Source organism: Pelomicrobium sp. G1, assembly GCF_051905455.1.
Classification (GTDB): domain Bacteria; phylum Pseudomonadota; class Gammaproteobacteria; order Burkholderiales; family UBA6910; genus Pelomicrobium.
The window spans coordinates 53518-73065 of the sequence record NZ_JBQACR010000017.1 but is presented as its reverse complement, the minus strand read 5'-3'; the positions used below and the strand labels follow the sequence as shown (position 1 = coordinate 73065).

At 68.3% G+C, this 19548-nt stretch carries 19 protein-coding genes; 8 read left to right on the top strand and 11 right to left on the bottom strand.

Annotated features, from left to right (window positions below; genetic code table 11):
• Position 1: 1 nt before the first annotated feature.
• Together ACTFO6_RS15330 and ACTFO6_RS15325 are read right to left on the bottom strand one after the other, a co-directional pair.
• Positions 2–598 (bottom strand): PilN domain-containing protein, encoded by a 597-nt coding sequence (locus ACTFO6_RS15330; protein ID WP_439935310.1) that lies wholly within the window; start codon positions 596–598, stop codon positions 2–4.
• Positions 595–1692, bottom strand: a complete 1098-nt coding sequence (locus ACTFO6_RS15325; protein ID WP_439935309.1) for a pilus assembly protein PilM — start codon at positions 1690–1692, stop codon at positions 595–597. The genes ACTFO6_RS15330 and ACTFO6_RS15325 overlap by 4 nt, the downstream gene beginning before the upstream one ends.
• Positions 1693–1838: 146 nt before the next feature.
• On the opposite strand from ACTFO6_RS15325, the gene ACTFO6_RS15320 reads away from it, so the two are divergent.
• Both ACTFO6_RS15320 and ACTFO6_RS15315 read left to right on the top strand, forming a co-directional pair.
• On the top strand, positions 1839–4163 hold the full coding sequence (locus ACTFO6_RS15320; protein WP_439935308.1) for a penicillin-binding protein 1A: 2325 nt from the start codon (positions 1839–1841) through the stop codon (positions 4161–4163).
• Between the two features lie 25 nt (positions 4164–4188).
• Entirely contained in the window at positions 4189–4806 is a 618-nt protein-coding gene (locus ACTFO6_RS15315) for a hypothetical protein (protein WP_439935307.1), read from the top strand.
• Between the two features lie 11 nt (positions 4807–4817).
• On the opposite strand, the gene hemB is transcribed toward ACTFO6_RS15315, so the two are convergent.
• Positions 4818–5828: a porphobilinogen synthase gene (gene hemB / locus ACTFO6_RS15310; RefSeq protein WP_439935306.1), complete on the bottom strand. Its 1011-nt coding sequence runs from the start codon at positions 5826–5828 to the stop codon at positions 4818–4820.
• Positions 5829–5996: 168 nt separating this feature from the next.
• Positions 5997–6635: a ribosome biogenesis GTP-binding protein YihA/YsxC gene (gene yihA / locus ACTFO6_RS15305; protein WP_439935305.1), complete on the bottom strand. Its 639-nt coding sequence runs from the start codon at positions 6633–6635 to the stop codon at positions 5997–5999.
• 76 nt (positions 6636–6711) lie between these two features.
• Here yihA and ACTFO6_RS15300 point away from each other — a divergent pair, with 76 nt between their 5' ends.
• Positions 6712–7326, top strand: a complete 615-nt coding sequence (locus ACTFO6_RS15300) for a c-type cytochrome (RefSeq protein ID WP_439935304.1) — start codon at positions 6712–6714, stop codon at positions 7324–7326.
• Positions 7327–7378: 52 nt separating this feature from the next.
• Here the strand turns inward: ACTFO6_RS15300 and hemL are convergent, their stop codons facing one another.
• From hemL to thiD, 3 genes are read right to left on the bottom strand one after another with little or no spacing between them, the layout of a single operon-like run.
• Positions 7379–8701 carry a glutamate-1-semialdehyde 2,1-aminomutase gene (gene hemL / locus ACTFO6_RS15295; RefSeq protein ID WP_439935303.1) on the bottom strand — a complete coding sequence of 441 codons (1323 nt, stop codon included), beginning with the start codon at positions 8699–8701 and terminating at the stop codon, positions 7379–7381.
• The gene (gene thiE / locus ACTFO6_RS15290) at positions 8698–9363 is read right to left on the bottom strand and encodes a thiamine phosphate synthase (protein ID WP_439935302.1); all 666 of its coding nucleotides are present in this window, start codon (positions 9361–9363) and stop codon (positions 8698–8700) included. The genes hemL and thiE overlap by 4 nt, the downstream gene beginning before the upstream one ends.
• Positions 9347–10171, bottom strand: a complete 825-nt coding sequence (gene thiD, locus ACTFO6_RS15285; RefSeq protein WP_439935301.1) for a bifunctional hydroxymethylpyrimidine kinase/phosphomethylpyrimidine kinase — start codon at positions 10169–10171, stop codon at positions 9347–9349. Before thiD ends, thiE begins: the two co-directional genes overlap by 17 nt.
• 43 nt (positions 10172–10214) lie before the next feature.
• Here thiD and ACTFO6_RS15280 point away from each other — a divergent pair, with 43 nt between their 5' ends.
• Positions 10215–10406, top strand: coding sequence for a rubredoxin (locus tag ACTFO6_RS15280; RefSeq protein WP_333841272.1), 192 nt, complete (start codon positions 10215–10217; stop codon positions 10404–10406).
• A gap of 95 nt (positions 10407–10501) precedes the next feature.
• Here the strand turns inward: ACTFO6_RS15280 and rsmA are convergent, their stop codons facing one another.
• From rsmA to ACTFO6_RS15260, 4 genes are read right to left on the bottom strand one after another with little or no spacing between them, the layout of a single operon-like run.
• Entirely contained in the window at positions 10502–11302 is an 801-nt protein-coding gene (gene rsmA, locus ACTFO6_RS15275) for a 16S rRNA (adenine(1518)-N(6)/adenine(1519)-N(6))-dimethyltransferase RsmA (protein WP_439935300.1), read from the bottom strand.
• Positions 11303–11317: 15 nt separating this feature from the next.
• Positions 11318–12319, bottom strand: coding sequence for a 4-hydroxythreonine-4-phosphate dehydrogenase PdxA (pdxA, locus tag ACTFO6_RS15270; protein ID WP_439935334.1), 1002 nt, complete (start codon positions 12317–12319; stop codon positions 11318–11320).
• A 13-nt stretch (positions 12320–12332) separates the two neighbouring features.
• Positions 12333–13634, bottom strand: a complete 1302-nt coding sequence (locus ACTFO6_RS15265; RefSeq protein ID WP_439935299.1) for a peptidylprolyl isomerase — start codon at positions 13632–13634, stop codon at positions 12333–12335.
• 38 nt (positions 13635–13672) lie between these two features.
• Positions 13673–15739 carry an LPS-assembly protein LptD gene (locus ACTFO6_RS15260; protein WP_439935298.1) on the bottom strand — a complete coding sequence of 689 codons (2067 nt, stop codon included), beginning with the start codon at positions 15737–15739 and terminating at the stop codon, positions 13673–13675.
• 329 nt (positions 15740–16068) lie between these two features.
• Here ACTFO6_RS15260 and ACTFO6_RS15255 point away from each other — a divergent pair, with 329 nt between their 5' ends.
• From ACTFO6_RS15255 to ACTFO6_RS15240, 4 genes are read left to right on the top strand one after another with little or no spacing between them, the layout of a single operon-like run.
• A complete protein-coding gene (locus ACTFO6_RS15255) occupies positions 16069–17061 on the top strand; it encodes an aminoglycoside phosphotransferase family protein (protein WP_439935297.1) in 993 nt (330 codons plus the stop codon).
• The gene (gene murU, locus ACTFO6_RS15250) at positions 17058–17744 is read left to right on the top strand and encodes an N-acetylmuramate alpha-1-phosphate uridylyltransferase MurU (protein ID WP_439935296.1); all 687 of its coding nucleotides are present in this window, start codon (positions 17058–17060) and stop codon (positions 17742–17744) included. The genes ACTFO6_RS15255 and murU overlap by 4 nt, the downstream gene beginning before the upstream one ends.
• Positions 17744–18178 carry a hypothetical protein gene (locus ACTFO6_RS15245; protein ID WP_439935295.1) on the top strand — a complete coding sequence of 145 codons (435 nt, stop codon included), beginning with the start codon at positions 17744–17746 and terminating at the stop codon, positions 18176–18178. Before murU ends, ACTFO6_RS15245 begins: the two co-directional genes overlap by 1 nt.
• Before the next feature lie 40 nt (positions 18179–18218).
• Positions 18219–19532, top strand: a complete 1314-nt coding sequence (locus tag ACTFO6_RS15240; RefSeq protein ID WP_439935294.1) for an aminopeptidase P N-terminal domain-containing protein — start codon at positions 18219–18221, stop codon at positions 19530–19532.
• The last annotated feature ends 16 nt before the right edge of the window (positions 19533–19548 follow it).

The following is a 19548-nucleotide window of genomic DNA, read 5'->3' as shown; positions in this document are numbered from 1 at the left end:
CTTACCCCTTGGCCTGGGCGCCCGCCGCCTGAGCGGTGCCCTCACCGCCCCCGGGCTGGGGCGGCGTCAGCTTGAAGTTGAGGGTGAACTGGTTCAGCCGCAGCTTGCCCACCTGCTCCGCCTTGATCTCGACGAGCTGGGGCTCCCCCAGCCAGGGAGAGTCCTCGATGTTGCGCATGAGGGTGGAGACCCGGGCGCTGGACTGGGCGTAACCCGTGAGGCTCAGGTTGTTGCCCGTCTGCTTGAGCCGGGTGAAATAGACGCCCTCCGGGACAATCCGCACCATCTGGTCCAGGAGGTGGACCACCTCGGTCCGGTTGGATTGGAGCTTTTCCACCACCTCCTTGCGGGCGAGCAGGGCCTGGATCTGGGTTTTCAAGGTCTTGATCTCGGCGATCTGCTTGTCCAGGACGGCGATTTGCTTCTTGAGATAGTCGTTGCGCGCTTCCTGGTGCTCGATCCGGCCGGCGAGCACCGTGTGCCCGGCGAACCAGACGACGACGCCCAGGCCCGCGGTCAGGGCCGCCGCGATGCCGAACTGCCGGTTACGCGCCCGACGCCGCTCAGCACGGTAGGGAAGCAGGTTAATGCGGATCATGCTGGATCGAACCTCCGAAGGGCCAGCCCGCACGCCACCAGGAGGGCCGGGGCGTCCGCCGAGAGCTGCACCGGCCGGATGCGGCTCGCGAGCTCCATGCCGGCGAACGGATTGGCGATCATGGTGTCCACCTGGGTGCGGGCCGCCACCGACTCGTCCAGGCCGGGGATGGCGGCGCATCCCCCGGCCAGCAGCACGTGGTGAACTTCGTTGTATTGGGTCGAGGTGAAAAAGAATTGGAGCGCGCGGGCCACTTCCAGGGCCAGGGTGTCACGGAAGGGCGCCAGGACCTCGCTTTCATAGCTTTCGGGCAGGCCGCCGCTGCGCTTGGCCGCTTCCGCTTCCTCCAGGGAGAGGCCGTAGCGGGCTTGGATCTGTTCGGTGAGCTGATGCCCGCCGAAAGGCTGGTCGCGCATGTACACCGACTGCCCGGCGCACAGCACGTTGAGGCTCATGTGGTGGGCGCCGATGTCCACCAGGGCCAGGGTCTGGTCGTAGTCCACGCCGGGAAGGTAGGGCATGACCCGTTCCAGGGCGTTCAAGGCGGCGTAGGGCTCCACGTCCATGACCGTCGCCTTGAGCCCGGCGGCCTGGGCCGCGGCTACCCGGTCCTCCACTTTTTCCTTGCGGGAGGCGGCGATCAAGAGCTCGACCTCCTCGGGGCTGGCGCCGGCCGGCCCCAGCACCTGGAAGTCCAGGTTGACCTCGTCCAGGGAAAAGGGGATATATTGATTGGCCTCCGACTCCACCATGACCTCGAGCTCTTCCTCCCGCTGGCCGGCGGGAACGACGATCTTCTTGGTGATCACGGCCGACGCGGGGACCGCCATGGCGACGGTTTTCACCCGGGTGCCCAGCTTTTTCCAGGCCCGCTTGATGGCCTCCCCCGTGGCCTCCAGGTTTACGATATTGCCTTCGGCCACGGCATCCTTCGGCATGGGCTCGATGACGTAGCGCTCGACCCGGTGCTTGTCCTTGCCGGCGGGGGCGAGCTCCACCATCTTCACGGCCGAGCTGCTCACGTCGAGGCCGACCAGGGGGGGCCAGGAAGCCGGGAAGAGGCTGGGGCCGAACTGGAAATTCCCTTTGAACATAGGCAGCTAGGTCATATTATCCAGAAGCTACATTAAAGGCTAGCAGCAACTACAAAAGATGTAAAGCAAAATTTATAGGGTTTTTTCCGTCGTGGTGTGCGCCCTATAATCCCCGCCTTTCCTGTCTTCGAGCGTCCCGCCTGATCATGTTCCGACGCTGGTGGTTCATCGCGCTGGTCGCCCTGTTTGGCTTGGGGGTGGCGGGCGCCCTCTTGATCGCCTTCGCCGCGATCATCACCTATCCCAAACTGCCGTCCTTGGAGGTGCTGACCGACTATCGGCCCAAGGTCCCCTTGAGGGTCTACACCCTGGACGGCCATCTGATCGGGGAATTCGGCGAGGAAAGGCGGGCCGTGGTGAGCATTCGCGAGGTGCCGGAGGTCCTGAAGCTAGCCATCCTGGCGGCCGAAGATGAGCGCTTCTACCAGCACGGCGGCGTAGATTATCTCGGAGTCTTGCGGGCCGCTTACAGCAACTTCGCCGCCGGCGGCGCCCGTCAGGGCGCCAGCACCATCACCATGCAAGTGGCGCGCAATTTCTTTCTGAGCAAGGAGAAGACCTTCACGCGGAAATTCCACGAGGCTTTGCTCGCGTTCAAAATCGAGCACAGCCTGAGCAAAGACCAGATCCTGGAGCTCTACATCAACCAGATCTATCTAGGCCAGCGGGCCTACGGGTTCGCCTCCGCCGCCCAGACGTATTTCGGCAAGTCGATTCAGGAATTGACCCTGGCCGAGGCGGCCATGCTGGCTGGGTTGCCCAAGGCACCGTCCCGCTACAACCCGGTCGCCAGCCCGGAGCGGGCGAAGCAGCGGCAGCTCTATGTCCTGCGCCGCATGCGCGAGCTGGGGCACATCACCGAAGCCCAGTACCGGGCGGCGGCGGAGCAACCCGTGGTGGCGCGCCGGCAGGCTCGAGAAGGGGAGCTTTCGGGAGATTACGTGGCCGAGATGGCGCGCCAGCTCATGGTGGACCGGTACGGGGAGGAAGCCTATACGCGGGGCTTCCGCGTCTATACCACCCTCCTCAAGGCCCACCAAGAGGCAGCACTTCAGGCGCTGCGCAACGGAGTGCTGGAGTACGACCGCCGGCACGGCTACCGGGGGCCCGAAGGCTACATCGATCTGGATCGGGCGGGCGACAACCTGGAAGAGGTGTTGGAAGACGCTCTGCAAGAGGTGCCCGAGGTGGGCCAGCTTCTGCCGGCGGTGGTGCTGGAGGCTGGGGGCGGCAAGCTCAAGGTGTACGTGAAAGGGGGCAAGACCCTCACCCTGGCGGGGGAGGCGATCCGCTTCGCTCAGCGTAACCTGAGCGACAAACTGCCGCCGAATCAGCGGTTGCGCCGAGGCGCCCTGGTGCGGGTGCGTAGCGATGGCGGCGAGCGCTGGCAGATCGCCCAGTTGCCGGCCGTCGAAGCGGCCCTGGTAGCCATCGACCCGACCGACGGCGCCATCCGGGCGCTGGTGGGGGGGTTCGACTTCGGCCGCAGCAAGTTCAACCACGCGGTCCAGGCGTGGCGCCAGCCCGGCTCCGGGATCAAGCCCTTCGTCTATTCCGCCGCCCTGGAAAAGGGGTTCACCCCGGCCTCCATCATCAACGACGCGCCCATCTATTTCGACGCCGCCCAGACGGGAGACGAACCGTGGGAGCCCAAGAACTACGACGAAAAGTACGAAGGCCCCACGCGCCTGCGCACCGCGCTGGCCAAGTCGAAAAACCTGGTGTCGGTGCGCATCATCCAGGCGATCGGCCCCAAGTACGCCCAGGATTACCTGACCCGGTTTGGGTTCGATCCGGCGCGCCATCCCCCCTATCTGACCCTCGCCCTCGGCGCTGGGACGGCCACGCCTGTCCAGATGGCCACCGCTTACGCGGTCTTCGCCAACGGGGGCTATCGGGTGGTGCCCTACTTTATCGAGCGCATCGAGGACGAAAACGGCACGGTGATCGCCCGAGCTATGCCGGCCCGGGTGGGCGAAGGCGCCGAGCGGGTGATCGACGAGCGCAACGCCTTCATCATGACCTCCATGCTGCGGGAGGTGGTGCGCAGCGGCACCGCCGCCCGGGCCATGAAGCTCGGCCGCAACGACCTGGCGGGCAAGACCGGCACCACCAATGATTTCGTGGATGCTTGGTTCAGCGGCTTCCATCCGTCCCTGGTGGCGGTGGCATGGATCGGGTTCGACAATCCCCGCTCCCTGGGCAAGGGAGAGACCGGGGCCAACGCCGCCTTGCCCATCTGGATGGAATACATGGCCAAGGCACTCAAGGGGGTCCCCGAGGCCGACTTCCCGATGCCTGAAGGCGTAGTCGTGGCCCGGGTGAATCCGGATACCGGCCTTCTGGACAGCACCGGCCAAGGCATCCCGGAATACTTCTATCGGGAAAACGTCCCCCTAGCTGACCAGGGCACGTGGCTACCCGCCCTGGGCGCCCGCGGCGGGGACGAGATCAGGAACCAGTTGTTCTAACGCCTAGGCTTGTGACGAGGGCAGGATGGGCCGAACGACCGGACCCAGACGCAACCTGATGCGGGAGCGCATCGCTCATCTCGCCGCTAGGCTCATGGCCCGGGACGGCATCCAGGACTTCGGCACCGCCAAGCGCAAGGCAGCCGAGCAACTGGGGGCCGCCGACACCCGCAACCTCCCCAACAACAGCGAGGTGGAGGAAGCGCTGCGGGCTTTCCGGGCCCTCTACGAGCCGGAGGAGCACCGGGCGGTGCTGCGGGCGTTGCGCCAGGTGGCCCTTGCGGTGATGCGGCGGCTGGAGGCGTTCAATCCCCATCTCACCGGTGCGGTGTTGACCGGGGTGGCCGGCAAGCATTCCGACATCAACCTGCAGTTATTCACCGATTCGGTCAAGGACGTGGAGTATTTCCTGATGCGGGAGCGCATTCCCTATCGGGTGGGGGAGCGGCGGGTGGCCACGGGAGACGGGTGGCGCAGCGTGCCCCTCTTCACCCTCGAGGCCGAGGGGGCGACGGTGAACGTGGCGGTCTACGGCACCAAGGATCTCTGGAGCGCTGGACGCCCGGGGGCGGAAGACGGCGTCCCAGTCCGGGCCAAGACGGCTTACGTGGAGACGCTTCTGCGGGAGGACGGCGAGGAGTAGCCCACGGCTCTTCACCGCTCCTCTTCTTTGAGCCAGCGGGCCGCGTCCAGGGCGAAATAGGTGAAGATCCCGTCGGCGCCGGCCCGCTTGATGGCGAGCAAGGACTCCAGCACACAGGAGCGCTCGTCGAGCCAGCCGTTGGCCGCCGCGGCCTTGAGCATGGCGTACTCCCCGCTTACCTGGTAGACGAAGGTGGGGGAGCGGAAGGCGTCCTTTACCCGGCGCACGATGTCGAGGTAAGGCAGCCCCGGTTTCACCATGACCATGTCGGCGCCCTCTTGCAGATCCAGGCCCACTTCCCACAGGGCTTCGTCCGAATTGGCCGGATCCATCTGGTAGGTGAATTTATTTCCCTTACCCAGGCTCGCGGCCGAGCCCACCGCGTCCCGGAACGGGCCATAGAAGCTGGAAGCGTACTTGGCGGCGTAGGCGAGAATGCGGGTATGGATGTGGCCCGCTCCGTCCAGGGCCTCGCGGATGCGCCCGATGCGCCCGTCCATCATGTCGGAGGGGGCGACCACGTCGGCGCCGGCGGCGGCGTGCAGGGTCGCCTGGCGGGCGAGCACGGCTACGGTCTCGTCGTTGACTACGTAGCCCGATGCGTCGATCAAGCCGTCCTGGCCGTGGCTCGTGTACGGGTCCAGGGCCACGTCGGTGATGACCCCCAGTTCGGGAAAGCGCTGCTTCAAGGCCTGGACCGCCCGGGGCACCAGCCCTTCCGGGTTCAGGGCTTCCCTCGCGTCGGCGCTTTTCAGCGCCGGGTCCACCACCGGGAACAGGGCCACGGCGGGCACCCCCAGCCGCAGGCACTCTTCAGCCCGGGCAAGCAACCGGTCGAGGCTGAGGCGATGTACCCCCGGCATGGACGGGACCTGCTCCTCGCGGCTCGGGCCGTCCAGGACGAACACCGGGTCGATCAAATCGGCGGGATCCAGGCGATGCTCCCGCACCAGCCGGCGGGAAAACTCATCGCGGCGGAGCCGGCGCATCCTGCGCCGGGGGTAGCTGCCCAGCGGTATCATGAGCTCACCTCGCGTCGTCGGCTTGGGCCTCGGGCCGAAGCCGGGGGAACTTTCGCCCCAGACGGTAATCATAGCTTGCAGACGATGGTTTTCATCGTCTCCCGCTTCTCCTCCCTGAGCGGGTGCCTTAATCCTTATTAAGGCCGTGGCCCCCGGTTTTACTCCCCTTTAGCCGGGGGCATTTTTTATCTCCAGCCAGTGGGCGAGCCGCCCGGCAAGCTCGTCCGCCCCCTGGCGGGTGACGGTAGAAAAGAGCTGCAGGCTTACCTGGGGCGCCTGCCGGTCGAGGGCTTCCCTCACCGCCGCCAGGGTTCGCAGCGCCTGCTGGCGGGAGAGTTTGTCCGCCTTAGTGAGCACCGCGTGCACCGGTTTACCGCTCTCTTGCAGAAAGAAAAGGAGCTGCCAGTCCAGGGGCGTCAAGGGGTGGCGCACGTCCATGAGCAGCACCACCCCCACCAGGGAGGGCCGGGCCTGTAGATATCCGCTCACCAGCTCCCCCCAGGTTTCCCTCACCGCCAGGGGCACCCGGGCGTACCCGTAGCCGGGCAGGTCCACGATGAAGCGGCCGTCACCGCAGCGGAAGAAGTTGATCTCCCGGGTACGGCCCGGCGTCTTGCTCACGTAGGCGAGACGCCTGCGCTGGGCCAGGGCGTTCAGCAGGCTGGATTTGCCGGCGTTGGAGCGACCGCCGATGGCCACCTCTCGCACTGATGGGGGCGAGTCCGCCAGCCGGGTGACGCTGACGGCGAAGGAAAGCTGGTGAAAAGGATTCATCTGGGAGCGCTTGGGACTCCCTGCAGGGGCCATCGATGTCTCGTACGGGTGGCATGGTAACAGAGGGCTAGTATAGAATTTCGCAATTTTTCAGTCACAAGGAGCCGAGATGAAGCGGACCCGCGCCGGTATCGGGGCGCTTGGGCTAGCGGTTTGGGCCCTGACCGCCTCTGCCCAGGAAGGAAGCCTGGCCCAGGGCCAAAGCATCGCGTCCCAGGTCTGCGCCGCCTGCCATGGGGCGGACGGCAACAGCCCGACGCCCACCAATCCCCATCTGGCCGCCCAGCACGCCCGATACATCGCCAAGCAGCTTGACAACTTCAAGTCCGGCGCGCGGCAAAACGCCATTATGGCGGGCATGGTGACGACTCTCACCCCGGAGGACATGAAAGCCCTGGGCGTCTACTATGCCCAGCAGAAGCTGCGGCCTGCCCAGGCGAAGGACGAGGCGCTCGCCCGGGAGGGGGAGAAAATCTATCGGGGCGGCATCGCCTCCAAGGCGGTCCCGGCCTGTGCCGCCTGCCACGCGCCCAACGGCGCCGGAATCCCTGCCCAGTACCCGCGCCTCGGAGGACAGTACGCGGAGTACACCGCCGCCCAGCTCAAAGCCTTTCGCTCGGGAGAACGGGCGAACGACCCCGAGGGCATGATGCAAGCCATCGCTTCCAGGATGACGGACCGGGAGATTCAGGCGGTGGCGGAATACATCGCGGGGCTGCGGTAGGAGGCTGCGCTTCGGTATGGAGGCGGCCGGCTCGGGCCGCCTTCTCCTCTTGTCAAGACCGCAGGGCGTCGAAGGCTCGCTCCGCCGCTTCCAGGGTGCGCTCGATCTCGGCCGGCCCGTGGGCGGCCGAGACGAAGCCCGCCTCGAAGGCCGACGGCGCTAGGTACACCCCTTCGCCCAGCATGCGGTGAAAGAAGCGGTTGAAGGCTTCCCGGTCGCAGGCCAGCACTTCCCCGTAGGTGGTGGGCGGCTCCTCGCGGAAGTACAGCCCAAACATGCCCCCGATCGCCTGGACCGAGAAAGGAACCCCCTTGCGGCGGGCCGCCGCCGCGAGTCCGTCGGTGAGGGCCCGGACGGTGGCGGCAAGCCCCTCGTAGAAGCCTTCCACCTGGACCCGCTTCAGGGTGGCGAGCCCCGCCGCCACCGCTACCGGGTTGCCGGACAGGGTGCCCGCCTGGTACACGGGCCCCAGGGGCGCGAGATGCTGCATGATCTCCCGGCGCCCACCGAAGGCGGCCACGGGCAAGCCTCCCCCGATCACCTTGCCCAGGGTGGTGAGGTCGGGCTGGAGGCCGAACAACCCCTGGGCCCCGCCGAGGCCGACCCGGAAGCCGGTCATCACCTCATCGAAGATGAGGAGAGCCCCGTGCTGGGTGCACAGGGCGCGCAGCCGCTGGAGGAAATTGAGCCGCGGCAACACCAGGTTCATGTTGCCGGCGATGGGCTCCACGATCACGGCGGCGATCTCGCGCCCGAGCCGGGCGAAGGCCTCTTCCAGCCCCGCCGTATCGTTGTAGGCGAGCACCAGGGTGTGGGCCACGGTTTCCTCCGGCACCCCGGCCGAGCTGGGCTGGCCGAAGGTCAACGCCCCGGAGCCCGCTTTCACCAGCAGGGCGTCCCCGTGGCCGTGGTAGCAGCCTTCGAACTTGACGATGCGGCTGCGCCCCGTGTAGCCCCGGGCGAGTCGGATGGCGCTCATGGTGGCCTCGGTGCCGGAGCTCACGAGCCGCACCTGTTCCATCGACGGCACGAGCCGGCAGAGCAACTCCGCCATCTCCAGCTCCAGCTCGGTGGGAGCGCCGAAGCCCAGGCCCCGCTCGGCCTGGGCCTTGACCGCCGCCACCACCTCCGGATGGGCGTGGCCGAGGATCGCCGGGCCCCAGGACCCCACGTAGTCGATGTAGGACCGTCCGTCCGCGTCCCACAGGAGCGGGCCCTGGCCGCGGACGAAGAAGCGGGGCGTACCCCCCACCGCGCGGAAGGCCCGCACCGGCGAATTGACCCCGCCGGGGATGTAGGCGGCGGAGCGCTCGAACAAGGCTTCGTTGCGGGAGGGCTGGCCGGAGGCTGGCTCAAGCGGCGGCGTTGTAGTCATGGCGATGGCTGATCGAACAAGCGGCTGAACGCCCGCGCCGCGCCCTCCACGTCGGGGGCGTCGAACAGGGCGCTGATGACGGCCAGGGCGTGGGCGCCGGCGCGGATCACCTCGGAGGCGTTTTGCGGCGTGATGCCGCCGATGGCCACCAGCGGGACGTCCAGCGCCCGCCGCGCCTCGCCCAACAAGGCGAGGGGCGCGCGCACCGCCTCGGGTTTGACCGGAGAGGGGAACACGGCGCCGAAGGCCACGTAGTCGGCGCCCTGGGCCACCGCCTCCCGGGCCCGATCCAGGCGGTCGTAGCACGAAACCCCCAGGAGCATCCCTGGCGGCAGCCGCCGCCGGGCGGCTTCGACGGCCTCGTCCTGGGCCCCCAAGTGCACTCCGTCGGCGCCGACCGCCAGGGCGAGGTCTACCTGGTCGTTGACGATGAAAACGCGCCCGAAGGCGCGGCACAGGCGGGCTAGGGCCCGGGCCTGCTCCAGGGCAAGGGCCGGGGTGGCGCCCTTGGCCCGGTACTGAATCACCCGCGCTCCCCCCCGCAGGGCCTGCTCCACCTTCGTCTCGAGCACTCCCGTCTCGGCACACTCCGGGGTGACGGCGTACAGGCCGGCGATGGGCGTGCAGCTCCGGGCGGGCGCGGCGTTAACGGCTCCCTTCATCGCCTTCCCGCGCCCAGAACAACCGGTCGGGCAGGTGCTGCCCCATACCGGGCCGGAACCCGGACTTCAGGGCATGCCAGGTGTATTCCTGGGCTTCCCGCACCGCCTCCGGCAGCTCCAGCCCGTTAGCCAGGGTCGCGGCGATGGCGGAGGCCAGGGTGCACCCCGAGCCGTGGAAACTTCCCGGAAGCCGCGGCCAGGCGTCGGAGCGCACGATCCCTTCGCTGGAGTAGAGGGTGTTGATCACCTCGGGGGTGTTTTCGTGGGTGCCGGTGATGAGCACGTACTCGCACCCCAACGCCAGCAGCCGCTGGGCGCACTGGTGCAGATCCGGGTCGTCTTCCTCGTCCGCTTCGTCGGCGGCGAGGCGCCGCGCTTCCATGCTGTTGGGGGTGATCAGGGTGCTCTGGGGAATGAGCAGTTCGCGGAGGGCAGAGAGCATCTCCTCGGAGGCGAGCTCGTCGCCTCGTCCGGAGGCGAGGACTGGGTCCAGCACCAGGGGCACGTCGGGATAGTCCGCCACCACCTCGGCCACCGCCGCGGCTATCTCCACGCTGCCCAGCAGGCCGATCTTGAAGGCGTGGACCGGCATGTCCTCGAGGACGCCCCGCGCCTGGTCGGAGACCCAGTCGGGATCCAGGGGCATAAGCCCTTCCACCCCGGCGGTGTCCTGCACCGTGATGGCGGTGATGACGGACAAAGGATGACAGCCCATGCTGGCCAAGGTCAGGATGTCGGCTTGGATGCCCGCGCCGCCGCTGGGGTCCGAGGCGGCGAACGCGAGCACGATAGGAGGGGTCTCGGCCATGATGGCTTATAATATTCAGCTATTTTACTGAAAACCCCGTTCCATGGTCGAAACATCCACCACCGTCGTCTACAAGAAGTACATGTGCCTCGTGTGCGGCTTCATCTACGATGAGGCGCTGGGGCTGCCCGAAGAGGGCATTCCCCCCGGCACCCGCTGGGAAGACGTGCCCATGAACTGGACTTGTCCCGAGTGCGGGGCGCGCAAGGAAGACTTCGAGATGGTGGAGATCTAGCCCGAACATTTCACGAAAACCCCCCTGACATGAGGTGCCGGTAGGCAAGGCATCGAATTGGGCTAAAACCCCCAGGCGTGATTTGTCCCGCCGGGCTAGCCTGCCGATCCTGCTTCCCGGGCAAGACCGCGCCGCTCCGCCACCCGATTGGCGGCGGCGACGAACTCGGCCACGCCCAGAGTCTCGGGCCGGCGCCGGGGATCCAGCCCCAGGGCGGCCCAGTCGGCTTCCTCCAGGTATGCGCCCATGGCGTTTCTTAGCATTTTGCGCCGCTGGCTGAAGGCGGCGGTCACTATTTCCCGGAAGAGCCCCTCTACCCTGGCCGGATGGGGGAGTTCCCGATAAGGGACGAGTCTCACGAAGGCCGAGTGCACCTGGGGAGCGGGCCTGAAGGCCCGGGGCCCGATGTCGAACAGCCGCTCGATGCGGAAGCGGTACTGGAGCGTTACCGAAAGCCGGCCGTATTGGGCGGTTCCGGGGGCGGCGGCCATGCGCTCCACCACCTCTTTCTGCAGCATGAAATGCATGTCCCGCACCTCCCGGGCGAATCGCTCCAGGTGAAACAGAAGGGGCGTGGAGACGTTGTAGGGAAGGTTGCCTACGAGCCGCAGGTCGTCGCCCAGGGCGCCGAAGTCGAAGCGCAGGGCGTCGGTGCAGTGCACGGCGAGCCGCCCTTCAGGGTAGCGGGCCCGCAGCGCCGCCGCCAGATCCCGGTCGATTTCCACCACGATCAAGCGGCCCGCCTGCTCCAGGAGCGGCTCGGTGAGGGCCCCCCGGCCGGGCCCGATCTCCACCAGGCGCTCCCCCGGCCGGGGGTGCACGGCGTCCACGATGCGCTGGATTACCCGGGGCTCGACCAGGAAATGCTGGCCGAAACGCTTGCGGTGAACGGGCACCGGCGCCTCGGGGCCTCAGGACGGGCGGCCCGCCTTCTCCCGCGCGGCGAGCCGCCAGGCCAAGGCGATGGCGGCCCGCAGGCTGCCTGGGCCCACCTCGCCCGTGCCCGCGCGATCGAGGGCCGTGCCATGATCGACGGAAGTGCGCACGATGGGCAACCCCAGGGTGACGTTGACGGCCTGACCGAAGGAAGCGTGTTTCAGCACCGGCAGGCCCTGGTCGTGGTACATGGTTAGCACGCAGTCCCCCTGGGCCAGCACAGGAGGGTTGAACAGGGTGTCGGCGGGCAGCGGTCCGCTGAGCCGCATCCCCTCGGCCCGCAGCCTCTCCACCACGGGGACGATCACCTCCAACTCCTCTCGGCCCAGATGCCCGCCCTCCCCCGCGTGGGGGTTGAGTCCGGCCACCAGGATGCGGGGTTCGGTGATGCCGAACCGGTCCGCTAGCTCGGTGTGGAGCACTCGCAGGGTCTCCTCCAGGAGCTGGGGGGTGAGGGCCTCCGCCACCGCCCGCAGGGGCAGGTGGGTGGTCGCTAGGGCCACCCGCATGCCGGCTCCCACCAGCATCATGACCACTCGCTGGGTGCCGGTGGCCTGGGCCAGGTACTCGGTGTGACCGGTGAAGGGGATCCCGGCTTCGTTGATTGCGCCCTTGTGCACAGGGCCCGTTACTAGGGCGGCGAATTCCCCCGAGCGGCAGCCGGCGATGGCCCGGTCCAGGGTGGCGAGGACATAGGGACCGTTGGCCGGATCCAGCCGGCCCGGCCGGCTGGGGGCGGCGAGAGGGACGTGGAGCACGGCGAGCCGACCGGGAAGGAGGGGGCTTCCCGGGACAGGCGGGTAATCCGCGATCTCGATCGGCCGGCCGAGGGCCCGGGACCGCTCCGCCAGCAAGTCCCGGTCCGCGATGACCACCAGGGGTGCCGGCGGCGGTTCATGGGCGAGCAGCACCGCCAGATCGGGACCGATCCCGGCGGGCTCACCGGGGGTGAAAGCAAGGGGGGACGCCTGCCGCACGGTGTTCACCCGCTCAACCCTCGAGCCGGACCTCCACGTAGGCCTGGTCCCGCAACTGGCGCAGCCATTCCTCGTACGCCTCGTCCGCCTTGCGGGCCTTGATGGACTGGCGGGCGAGGACCCGTTCCCGCTCCTTGGTCATGTCTCCCGTGCGCCGCTCCAGCACCTGGATCAGATGCCAGCCCAGGGGCGTTTTCACCGGCTCGCTCACTTCCCCGGGCTGCAAGCTTTCCATCGTCCGCTCGAAGGCGGGCACCGTGTCGCCGGGGCTCACCCAGCCCAGGTCTCCGCCCTGGGAAGCACTGGGATCCTCCGAGTGCAGGCGCGCCAGCTCGGCGAAGTCGGCCCCGTTCACGATTCGCTCTCGCAACTGCAGGAGGCGATTGCGGGCCTCGTCCTCGGACAAGGTTTCCCCTGGGCGCACCAGGATGTGCCGCACGCGGGTCTGGGTGACCTGCGCCGGGGCTCCGGGACCGCGCCGGTCCTCCAGCCGCAGGATGTGGAAGCCGTTAGGGCTGCGCAGGATGTCGCTCACCTCCCCGGGGTTGAGCTTTACCACCGCTTCGGCGAATAGCTCCGGCAGCCGGCTCAGGGGGCGCCAGCCCAGGTAACCTCCTTGCAGGGCGTCCGGGGCGTCGGAATATACCGCGGCCACCTGGGCGAAGGGCTTGCCCGTCTTGAGCTCCGCCAGGGCCGCTTCCGCCCGGGCGCGCCGGGCCTGGATCTCGCCGCTGGTGGCCTGCTCCGGGACCCGCACCAGGATGTGGGATACCGCGTATTCGCCCCCGGTGATCTGGGTGGCCTGGGTGGCGAGAAAGTTGTCGATCTCCCCTTCGCTCACCGCGATCCGGCTGTCGATCTCCCGCTCCCGCAACCGGGCGAGGATCATTTCCTTGCGGATCTCTTCCCGGAAATCGGCGTAGTCCACCCCGTCCCGGGCGAGCACCTCGCGGAACTGGGCGACGGTCATGCGGTTCTGCTCCGCGATGGCCGCGATCGCCCGGTCGAGCTGGAAGTCGTCGATGCGCAATCCCGTCTGCCGGGCGTACTGCACCTGGATGCGGTCCATGATCAGACGCTCCAAAATCTGCCGGCGCAGCGCCTCCGAGTCCGGTAGCGCCGTCCCCTGGCGGGCGAGCTGCTTTTTCACCAGTTCCAGGCGCCGGTCCAACTCGTCCTGGGTGATGACCTCCTCATTGACCACCGCCACGATGCGGTCCAGGAGCTGGATGCGCTCGGCCCCCAAGGCCGGTGGGCCAGCGGCGAAGGTGGCGGTGAAAACCGCGAGTGCAAGGAACAGGGTAGGAATTGCCATAGGCGATCGAAACCCTCGAAAAGATGCCATAGGGGGCGCTAACGCTCGCCGGCGGATTGCTCCCGGTACAGGTCCACTTCGGTGAATCCGGGAATGCTCGAGCGCAGCACGTGGAGCGGATCCGCGCCGATCTTGCCGAGCCCGGTGAATTCGAGCTGGACGAAGAACGCGTTGGAGGCCTGGTCCACGGCGGTTGCGATGCGGTGGGCGACGAACCGGATGGACCAGCAGCCCGCGTCGTACTCCAGTCCGGCCAGGGCGTCCAGCACCCGGCTTTCGCGCAGCGAATAATTATAGCGCATGACCCCCTGCCACCGACTGCCGAGGGGCCACTGGGCGGACACGTCCACCTGCTCCAGGGCGTTGCGGGTGAAGCGATAACCCACGTTGGCTACCTTCCCCGGCGCCGGGTGGTAGCGGGCGTAGAAATTGAGCTTTTCGGTTTCGTTGTCGCTCGGGTTCCACTGCATGCTGGCGTCGAACAGCCAGCTTTGGGTCAGCTGGCCGCCGAGGCTCGCCAGCAGATCGGAGCGGTTGCTCGGGCTGATGGGGCTCGCGAGCTGCACCCGGGGCTTCTCGAAACGGAAGCGCTGGCCCAGGGCAAAGCGCAGCCGCTCCGCGCCCGAGTCCGGCTCCAGGAGCCGGGAGGTGAGGGCGACGGTGACCTGGTTCGCGTCCCCGATCCGGTCGGAGCCGGTGAAGCGGTTCTCGGTGAAGATCTGGGCGAAATTGAAATCCGCGTCCGCCGAGTCGAAGTTGGGCAGCCGGTCCTGGTCGCGGAAGGGCACGTAGACATAGAACAGCCGGGGTTCCAGGGTCTGCAGGAAGCGCTGGCCGAAGGCGCTGAAGTGTCGCTCCAGGAAAAGGCCGGCGTCGACGCTGCCGATCGGCACGCTGCGGCTTGGGCTCGCCTCGGGCCCGGAGCGGTCCAGGTCGTAGCGGGTGTAGTGAAGCCCCGCCTTCGGCGCGAGATAGGCGAAGGAGGCGCGCATGGGGTAGCTTAGCGTGGGATAGGCGACCAGGCGGCCACCGGTCACCAGCGTCGGATGTTCGAAGCGCACCGCCTCGGCGTTGAGGCCCAGGTCGGCGCCCAAGACATCCGGCTTCAGCCCCTGCACCGCGAGCTGGGGCAGGCGGTCGTAGGGCGGCGTGATGGGCGCCAGGGGGTCCTGCAGGGTCTGGTACTTCTGCGCCCGGGCGATGGCCGTCCATCCCTCGCCGGCGTAGCTGAGCATGCCCTCCTGGGGCAGATTGGTCTGGGAGGTGAGGGTCACGGAGCTGGCCAGGTCGCGGAAATAATTGTCGTCGGAGACCCGCTGGAAGTTGACGGCGCCCCCCAGTTGCGGGCTGAAGGCGTGGGCGTGCTGCAGCAGCAGCGCCCAGCGGTCGCGCCCGCTCACCTGGTCGTCGGGCAGGACGTCCACCTTGGCTTCCCCGTGGTAGCCGCGCTCCAGGTAGCGGAACTCGTTGGCCAGCATCAATCCCCGCCGGGCGATGACGCGGGGGGCGATGGTGGCGTCCCGGTTCGGCGCGATGTTCCAGTAGTAGGGCAGGGTGACCTCCGCCCCACCCTGGGTGGTGGTGCCAATGACCGGCGGGAGAAAACCGGACTTGCGCTCCTTGCCCAGGGGAAAGTCCACGTAGGGTGAGTAGAGGATCGGCACGCTCTGGAACTCCAGCCAGACGTTGCGCGCGACGCCGATGTTGGCGTTGCGGTCGATCTCCAGGTCCGCCACCCGCAGGTACCAGTCGTCCCGGTTGACCGGGCAGGTGGTGTAGCTCGCCCGTTTTGCCCGGTAGCGGTTCTCTCCTTCGAACAGGAAGAGCTGGGCGTCGCCCCGGGCGTTGTTGAGCTCCAGTTGGTAGACGGGCGCTTCCATCTGCCCGGTCTGGGACTCCAGGTTGAACTCCAGGCGGGGGCCCCGCACCACGTTGCCGCCGCGCTGTACCACCACATTGCCGAGGGCGAACACGTCCTCCCGCGGCGGATGGTAGATGATCAGATCGGCGGAAAGGCTCTGGTCGTCCTGTCGCAGGATAGCGTTGCCCTCGGCGCGCACTTCCCGCTGGCCAATGCCTTCGATGCGGTCGGCTTCCACCACCACGGGCTTTTCGCCGGTGGGCGCGACGCCGCTAGGGGTCGGCGGAGCCGCGGGTGCGGCTTGCGGGGAAGGCGCCGGCGGCGGAGGTGTCGCAGGGGCCGGCGGTGGAGACTGATCGCCCGACGGCGGAGCTTCGGCGGGCGCGAGGAGGGCCGGGTCCACGGCCAGCTTCGGCAGGCCGATGGGTTGGGAATGCGCGGTAGGAACGAAGAGGCACGCGACCGCAATCGCCACCGGCCGCATAAGCATCTGCATTATTGGGATTTTGTCGGCAGGCAAGGTGCTAAAATCGCACAAACCCATCGGATTCGCAATCGCCCGCGCGCCCTGCCATGGAGAGACTCGAACGGCTGAACGCCTGGCTGGCTGAAGTCTTGCCCGGACGCCGTCTCCACCTCGAGCCGGCGTCCAGCGACGCCAGCTTCCGCCGCTACTTCCGCGTCCGCTCGGACAGGGAGAGCTGGATCGCCATGGACGCGCCCCCGGACAAGGAGCCCTGCGGGCCTTTCGTTCGCGTGGCGGAGCTGCTGCGCCGAGCGGGCGTACACGCGCCCGCCATCCTCGCCCAGGACCTCGCCCAGGGTTTCCTGCTGCTCGCCGACCTGGGCACGCAAACTTACCTGGACGTGCTGAACGACCACAACGCCGACGCCTTGTTCCGGGACGCGGTGGAGGCCCTGCTCAAGTGGCAGCGGGCGAGCCGCCCGGGGGTGCTGCCCCCCTACGACGAGGCCTTGCTCCGGCGGGAGATGGAGCTCTTTCCCGAGTGGTACGTGGGGCGGCACTTGGGGCTAGCTTTGAACCCGCGCCAGCGGGAGGCGCTGGAGGCCATCTTCCGCCTGCTGATCGGGAGCGCGCTGGCGCAACCGCGGGTCTACGTGCACCGGGACTACATGCCCCGCAACCTCATGGTGAGCGATCCCAACCCGGGCGTGCTGGACTTCCAGGACGCGGTGGAAGGCCCCCTCACCTACGACGTGGTGTCCCTATTCCGCGATGCCTTCGTGAGCTGGCCCGAGGAGCGGGTGCTCGACTGGACCATCCGTTACTGGGAGAAGGCGCGCGCCGAGGGGCTTCCCGTCGATCCCGATTTCGCCGCCTTCTACCGCAGCTTCGAGTGGATGGGGCTGCAGCGGCACCTCAAGGTGCTCGGCATTTTCGCCCGCATCTGCTACCGCGACGGCAAGCCCCACTACCTCGCCGACACGCCCCGGTTCGTGGCCTACGCCCGGGAGGTGGCCCGGCGCTACCGGGAGCTCGCGCTCCTCGCCCGGCTGCTGGACGACCTGGAAGGACGCGCCCTCAGCGTGGGGTATAGCTTTTGAAGGCCATGATCCTGGCGGCGGGCCGGGGCGAGCGCATGCGGCCCCTGACCGACCGGCTGCCGAAAGCCCTGCTGGAAGTGGGCGGCCGGGCCCTCATCGAGTGGCACCTCACACGCCTGGCGGCCTGCGGCGTGCGGGACGTGGTGGTGAACCATGCCCACCTGGGCGCCCAGATCGAAGAGCGGCTGGGCAGCGGCGCCCGCTACGGGGCGCGGATCGCCTACTCCCGGGAGCCTGAAGCCCTGGAAACCGCCGGCGGTGTCGCCCTGGCTCTGCCCCTGCTGGGGGAGGCGCCCTTCCTGCTGGTGAACGCGGACGTCTATACCGACTTCGATTTCGCCCGGCTCGTGGACGTGGAACGGGTCTTGCCCTCCCCATGGGACGCCTGCCTGGTGCTGGTGGACAACCCGTCCCATCGCCCGGAAGGCGATTTTGCCCTGATTGAAGGACGAGTGGAGATCGAAGGATCGCCCCGGTTCACCTACAGCGGCATCGGGCTTTACCGGCCCCGGTTCTTCGCCGGCATCGCTCCCGGCGCTAAAGCGCCCCTGGGCCCGCGTCTCAAGGCGGCTGCAGCGGCGGGGCGGGTGCGGGGCCTGCATCACCCCGGGCGCTGGGTGGACGTGGGTACCCCCGAGCGGCTGGCCCTCGCCCAGGCCCTCGCAACCGAAGAGCCGCGCTGATGGAACCGGGCGAAGTGTACGCGGTGGTGACCCTGGACCGGGCCTGGCTCGCCGAGGCGCGTTCGGCGTGGCTCGCCCTCATGGAGCTGGCGGTGTTCGGCGACGTGAAGTCTTCCCGCCTCGGGGCCACGACCCGGCTGCGCAAGCGGGCGCTGGAGGTGGGGGAGCGGTTGCGCTCCCTGGGGGCGGACCGGGCCTGGATCCCGCATCCCCGGGAGCAGCTCAAGAACGCCCTGGCGAGCGCCCTGGCTCTGCGAGAGAGCCTGGCCCAACTGGAGACTCAAGCCCGAGAAGTGGACGGCGGCGAAGAGGCGCAAGCGCTCGTAGCGGCGATCCGCCGGCTGGAAGCGCTGGTGGAGGGACTGCGGCCCCTGGAAAACCGTTGGGCCTCGACCCTGGAAGCGTTGAACCGCGGGCCAGGGAACGAGGACTGAGTTTCTGGGCCCATATAATTTTCCTGCGAGAGGTCAAGCGATGACGGAAATCTCCCTCTACCGGGAGCGCCGGGAGCGGCTCGCCCGCCACCTGGGGCGGGGCGTCGCCGTGGTGCCCACGGCGCCGGAGCGGCTGCGCAACCGGGACACGCAATACCCTTACCGCTACGACAGCTACTTCTATTACCTCACCGGCTTCACCGAGCCCGAGGCGGTGCTGGTGCTCGTTGCCGGGGACGCGCCCCGGTCCATCCTCTTCTGCCGGGAGAAAGATCCGGAGAAGGAGGTTTGGGACGGGTTCCGCTACGGGCCCGAGGGGGCCCGGGAAGCCTTCGGCTTCGACGAGGCGCGCCCCATCGGCGGGCTGGACGCGGCGATGGAGGAATTGCTGGCGGATCGGCCGGCCCTGTTCTACCCCATCGGCCAGGACCCGGCGTGGGACGCCCGGGCGGTGGGCTGGGTGAACGCGGTGCGGGCGAAGGCACGCAGCGGTGTGGCCGCTCCCTCCGAGCTCAAGGACGTGCGCGCGATCCTGGACGAGATGCGGCTCGTCAAGGACGCCCACGAGCTTTCCCTCATGCGCCGGGCGGCCCGCATCTCGGCCGCCGCCCACCGGCGCGCCATGGGCTTCGTGCGCCCGGGGCTGAACGAGTACCAGGTGGAAGCGGAGCTGCTGCACGAGTTCCGCCGCCAGGGCGCCCAGACGCCGGCCTATCCCCCTATCGTGGCCGGCGGGGCCAACGCCTGCGTGCTGCACTACGTGGCCAACTGCGCGCCCCTCAAGGACGGGGACCTGCTGCTGATCGACGCCGGCTGCGAGCTCGACGGTTATGCCTCCGACATCACGCGGACGTTTCCGGTGAACGGGCGCTTCAGCGGCGCCCAGCGGGACGTGTACCAGTTGGTACTGGCCGCCCAGGCGGCCGCCATCGCCGCGGTGAAGCCGGGCAACCGCTGGGACGCGCCCCACCGGGCGGCCCTGGAGGTGCTGGCCCAGGGGCTGATCGATCTCAAGCTGCTCGCCGGCTCCCGCGACGAGGTGCTGGAGAAGGAAGCCTACCGGCGCTTCTACATGCACCGCACCGGCCACTGGCTGGGGCTAGACGTGCACGACGCCGGCGACTACAAGCGGGAAGGCGAATGGCGGCCCCTCGTGCCGGGCATGACCTTGACCGTGGAGCCCGGCTGCTACATCCGCCCCGCCGACGACGTGCCCCAGGCCTTCTGGAACATCGGTGTGCGCATCGAGGACGACGTGGCGGTGACGGCCGAAGGGTGCGAGGTGCTCACCCGGGATGCTCCCAAGACCGTCGCCGAGATCGAGGCGCTGATGGCCCGCCCGGCGGCGGCCTGAATCGGGCTGGGGTTTC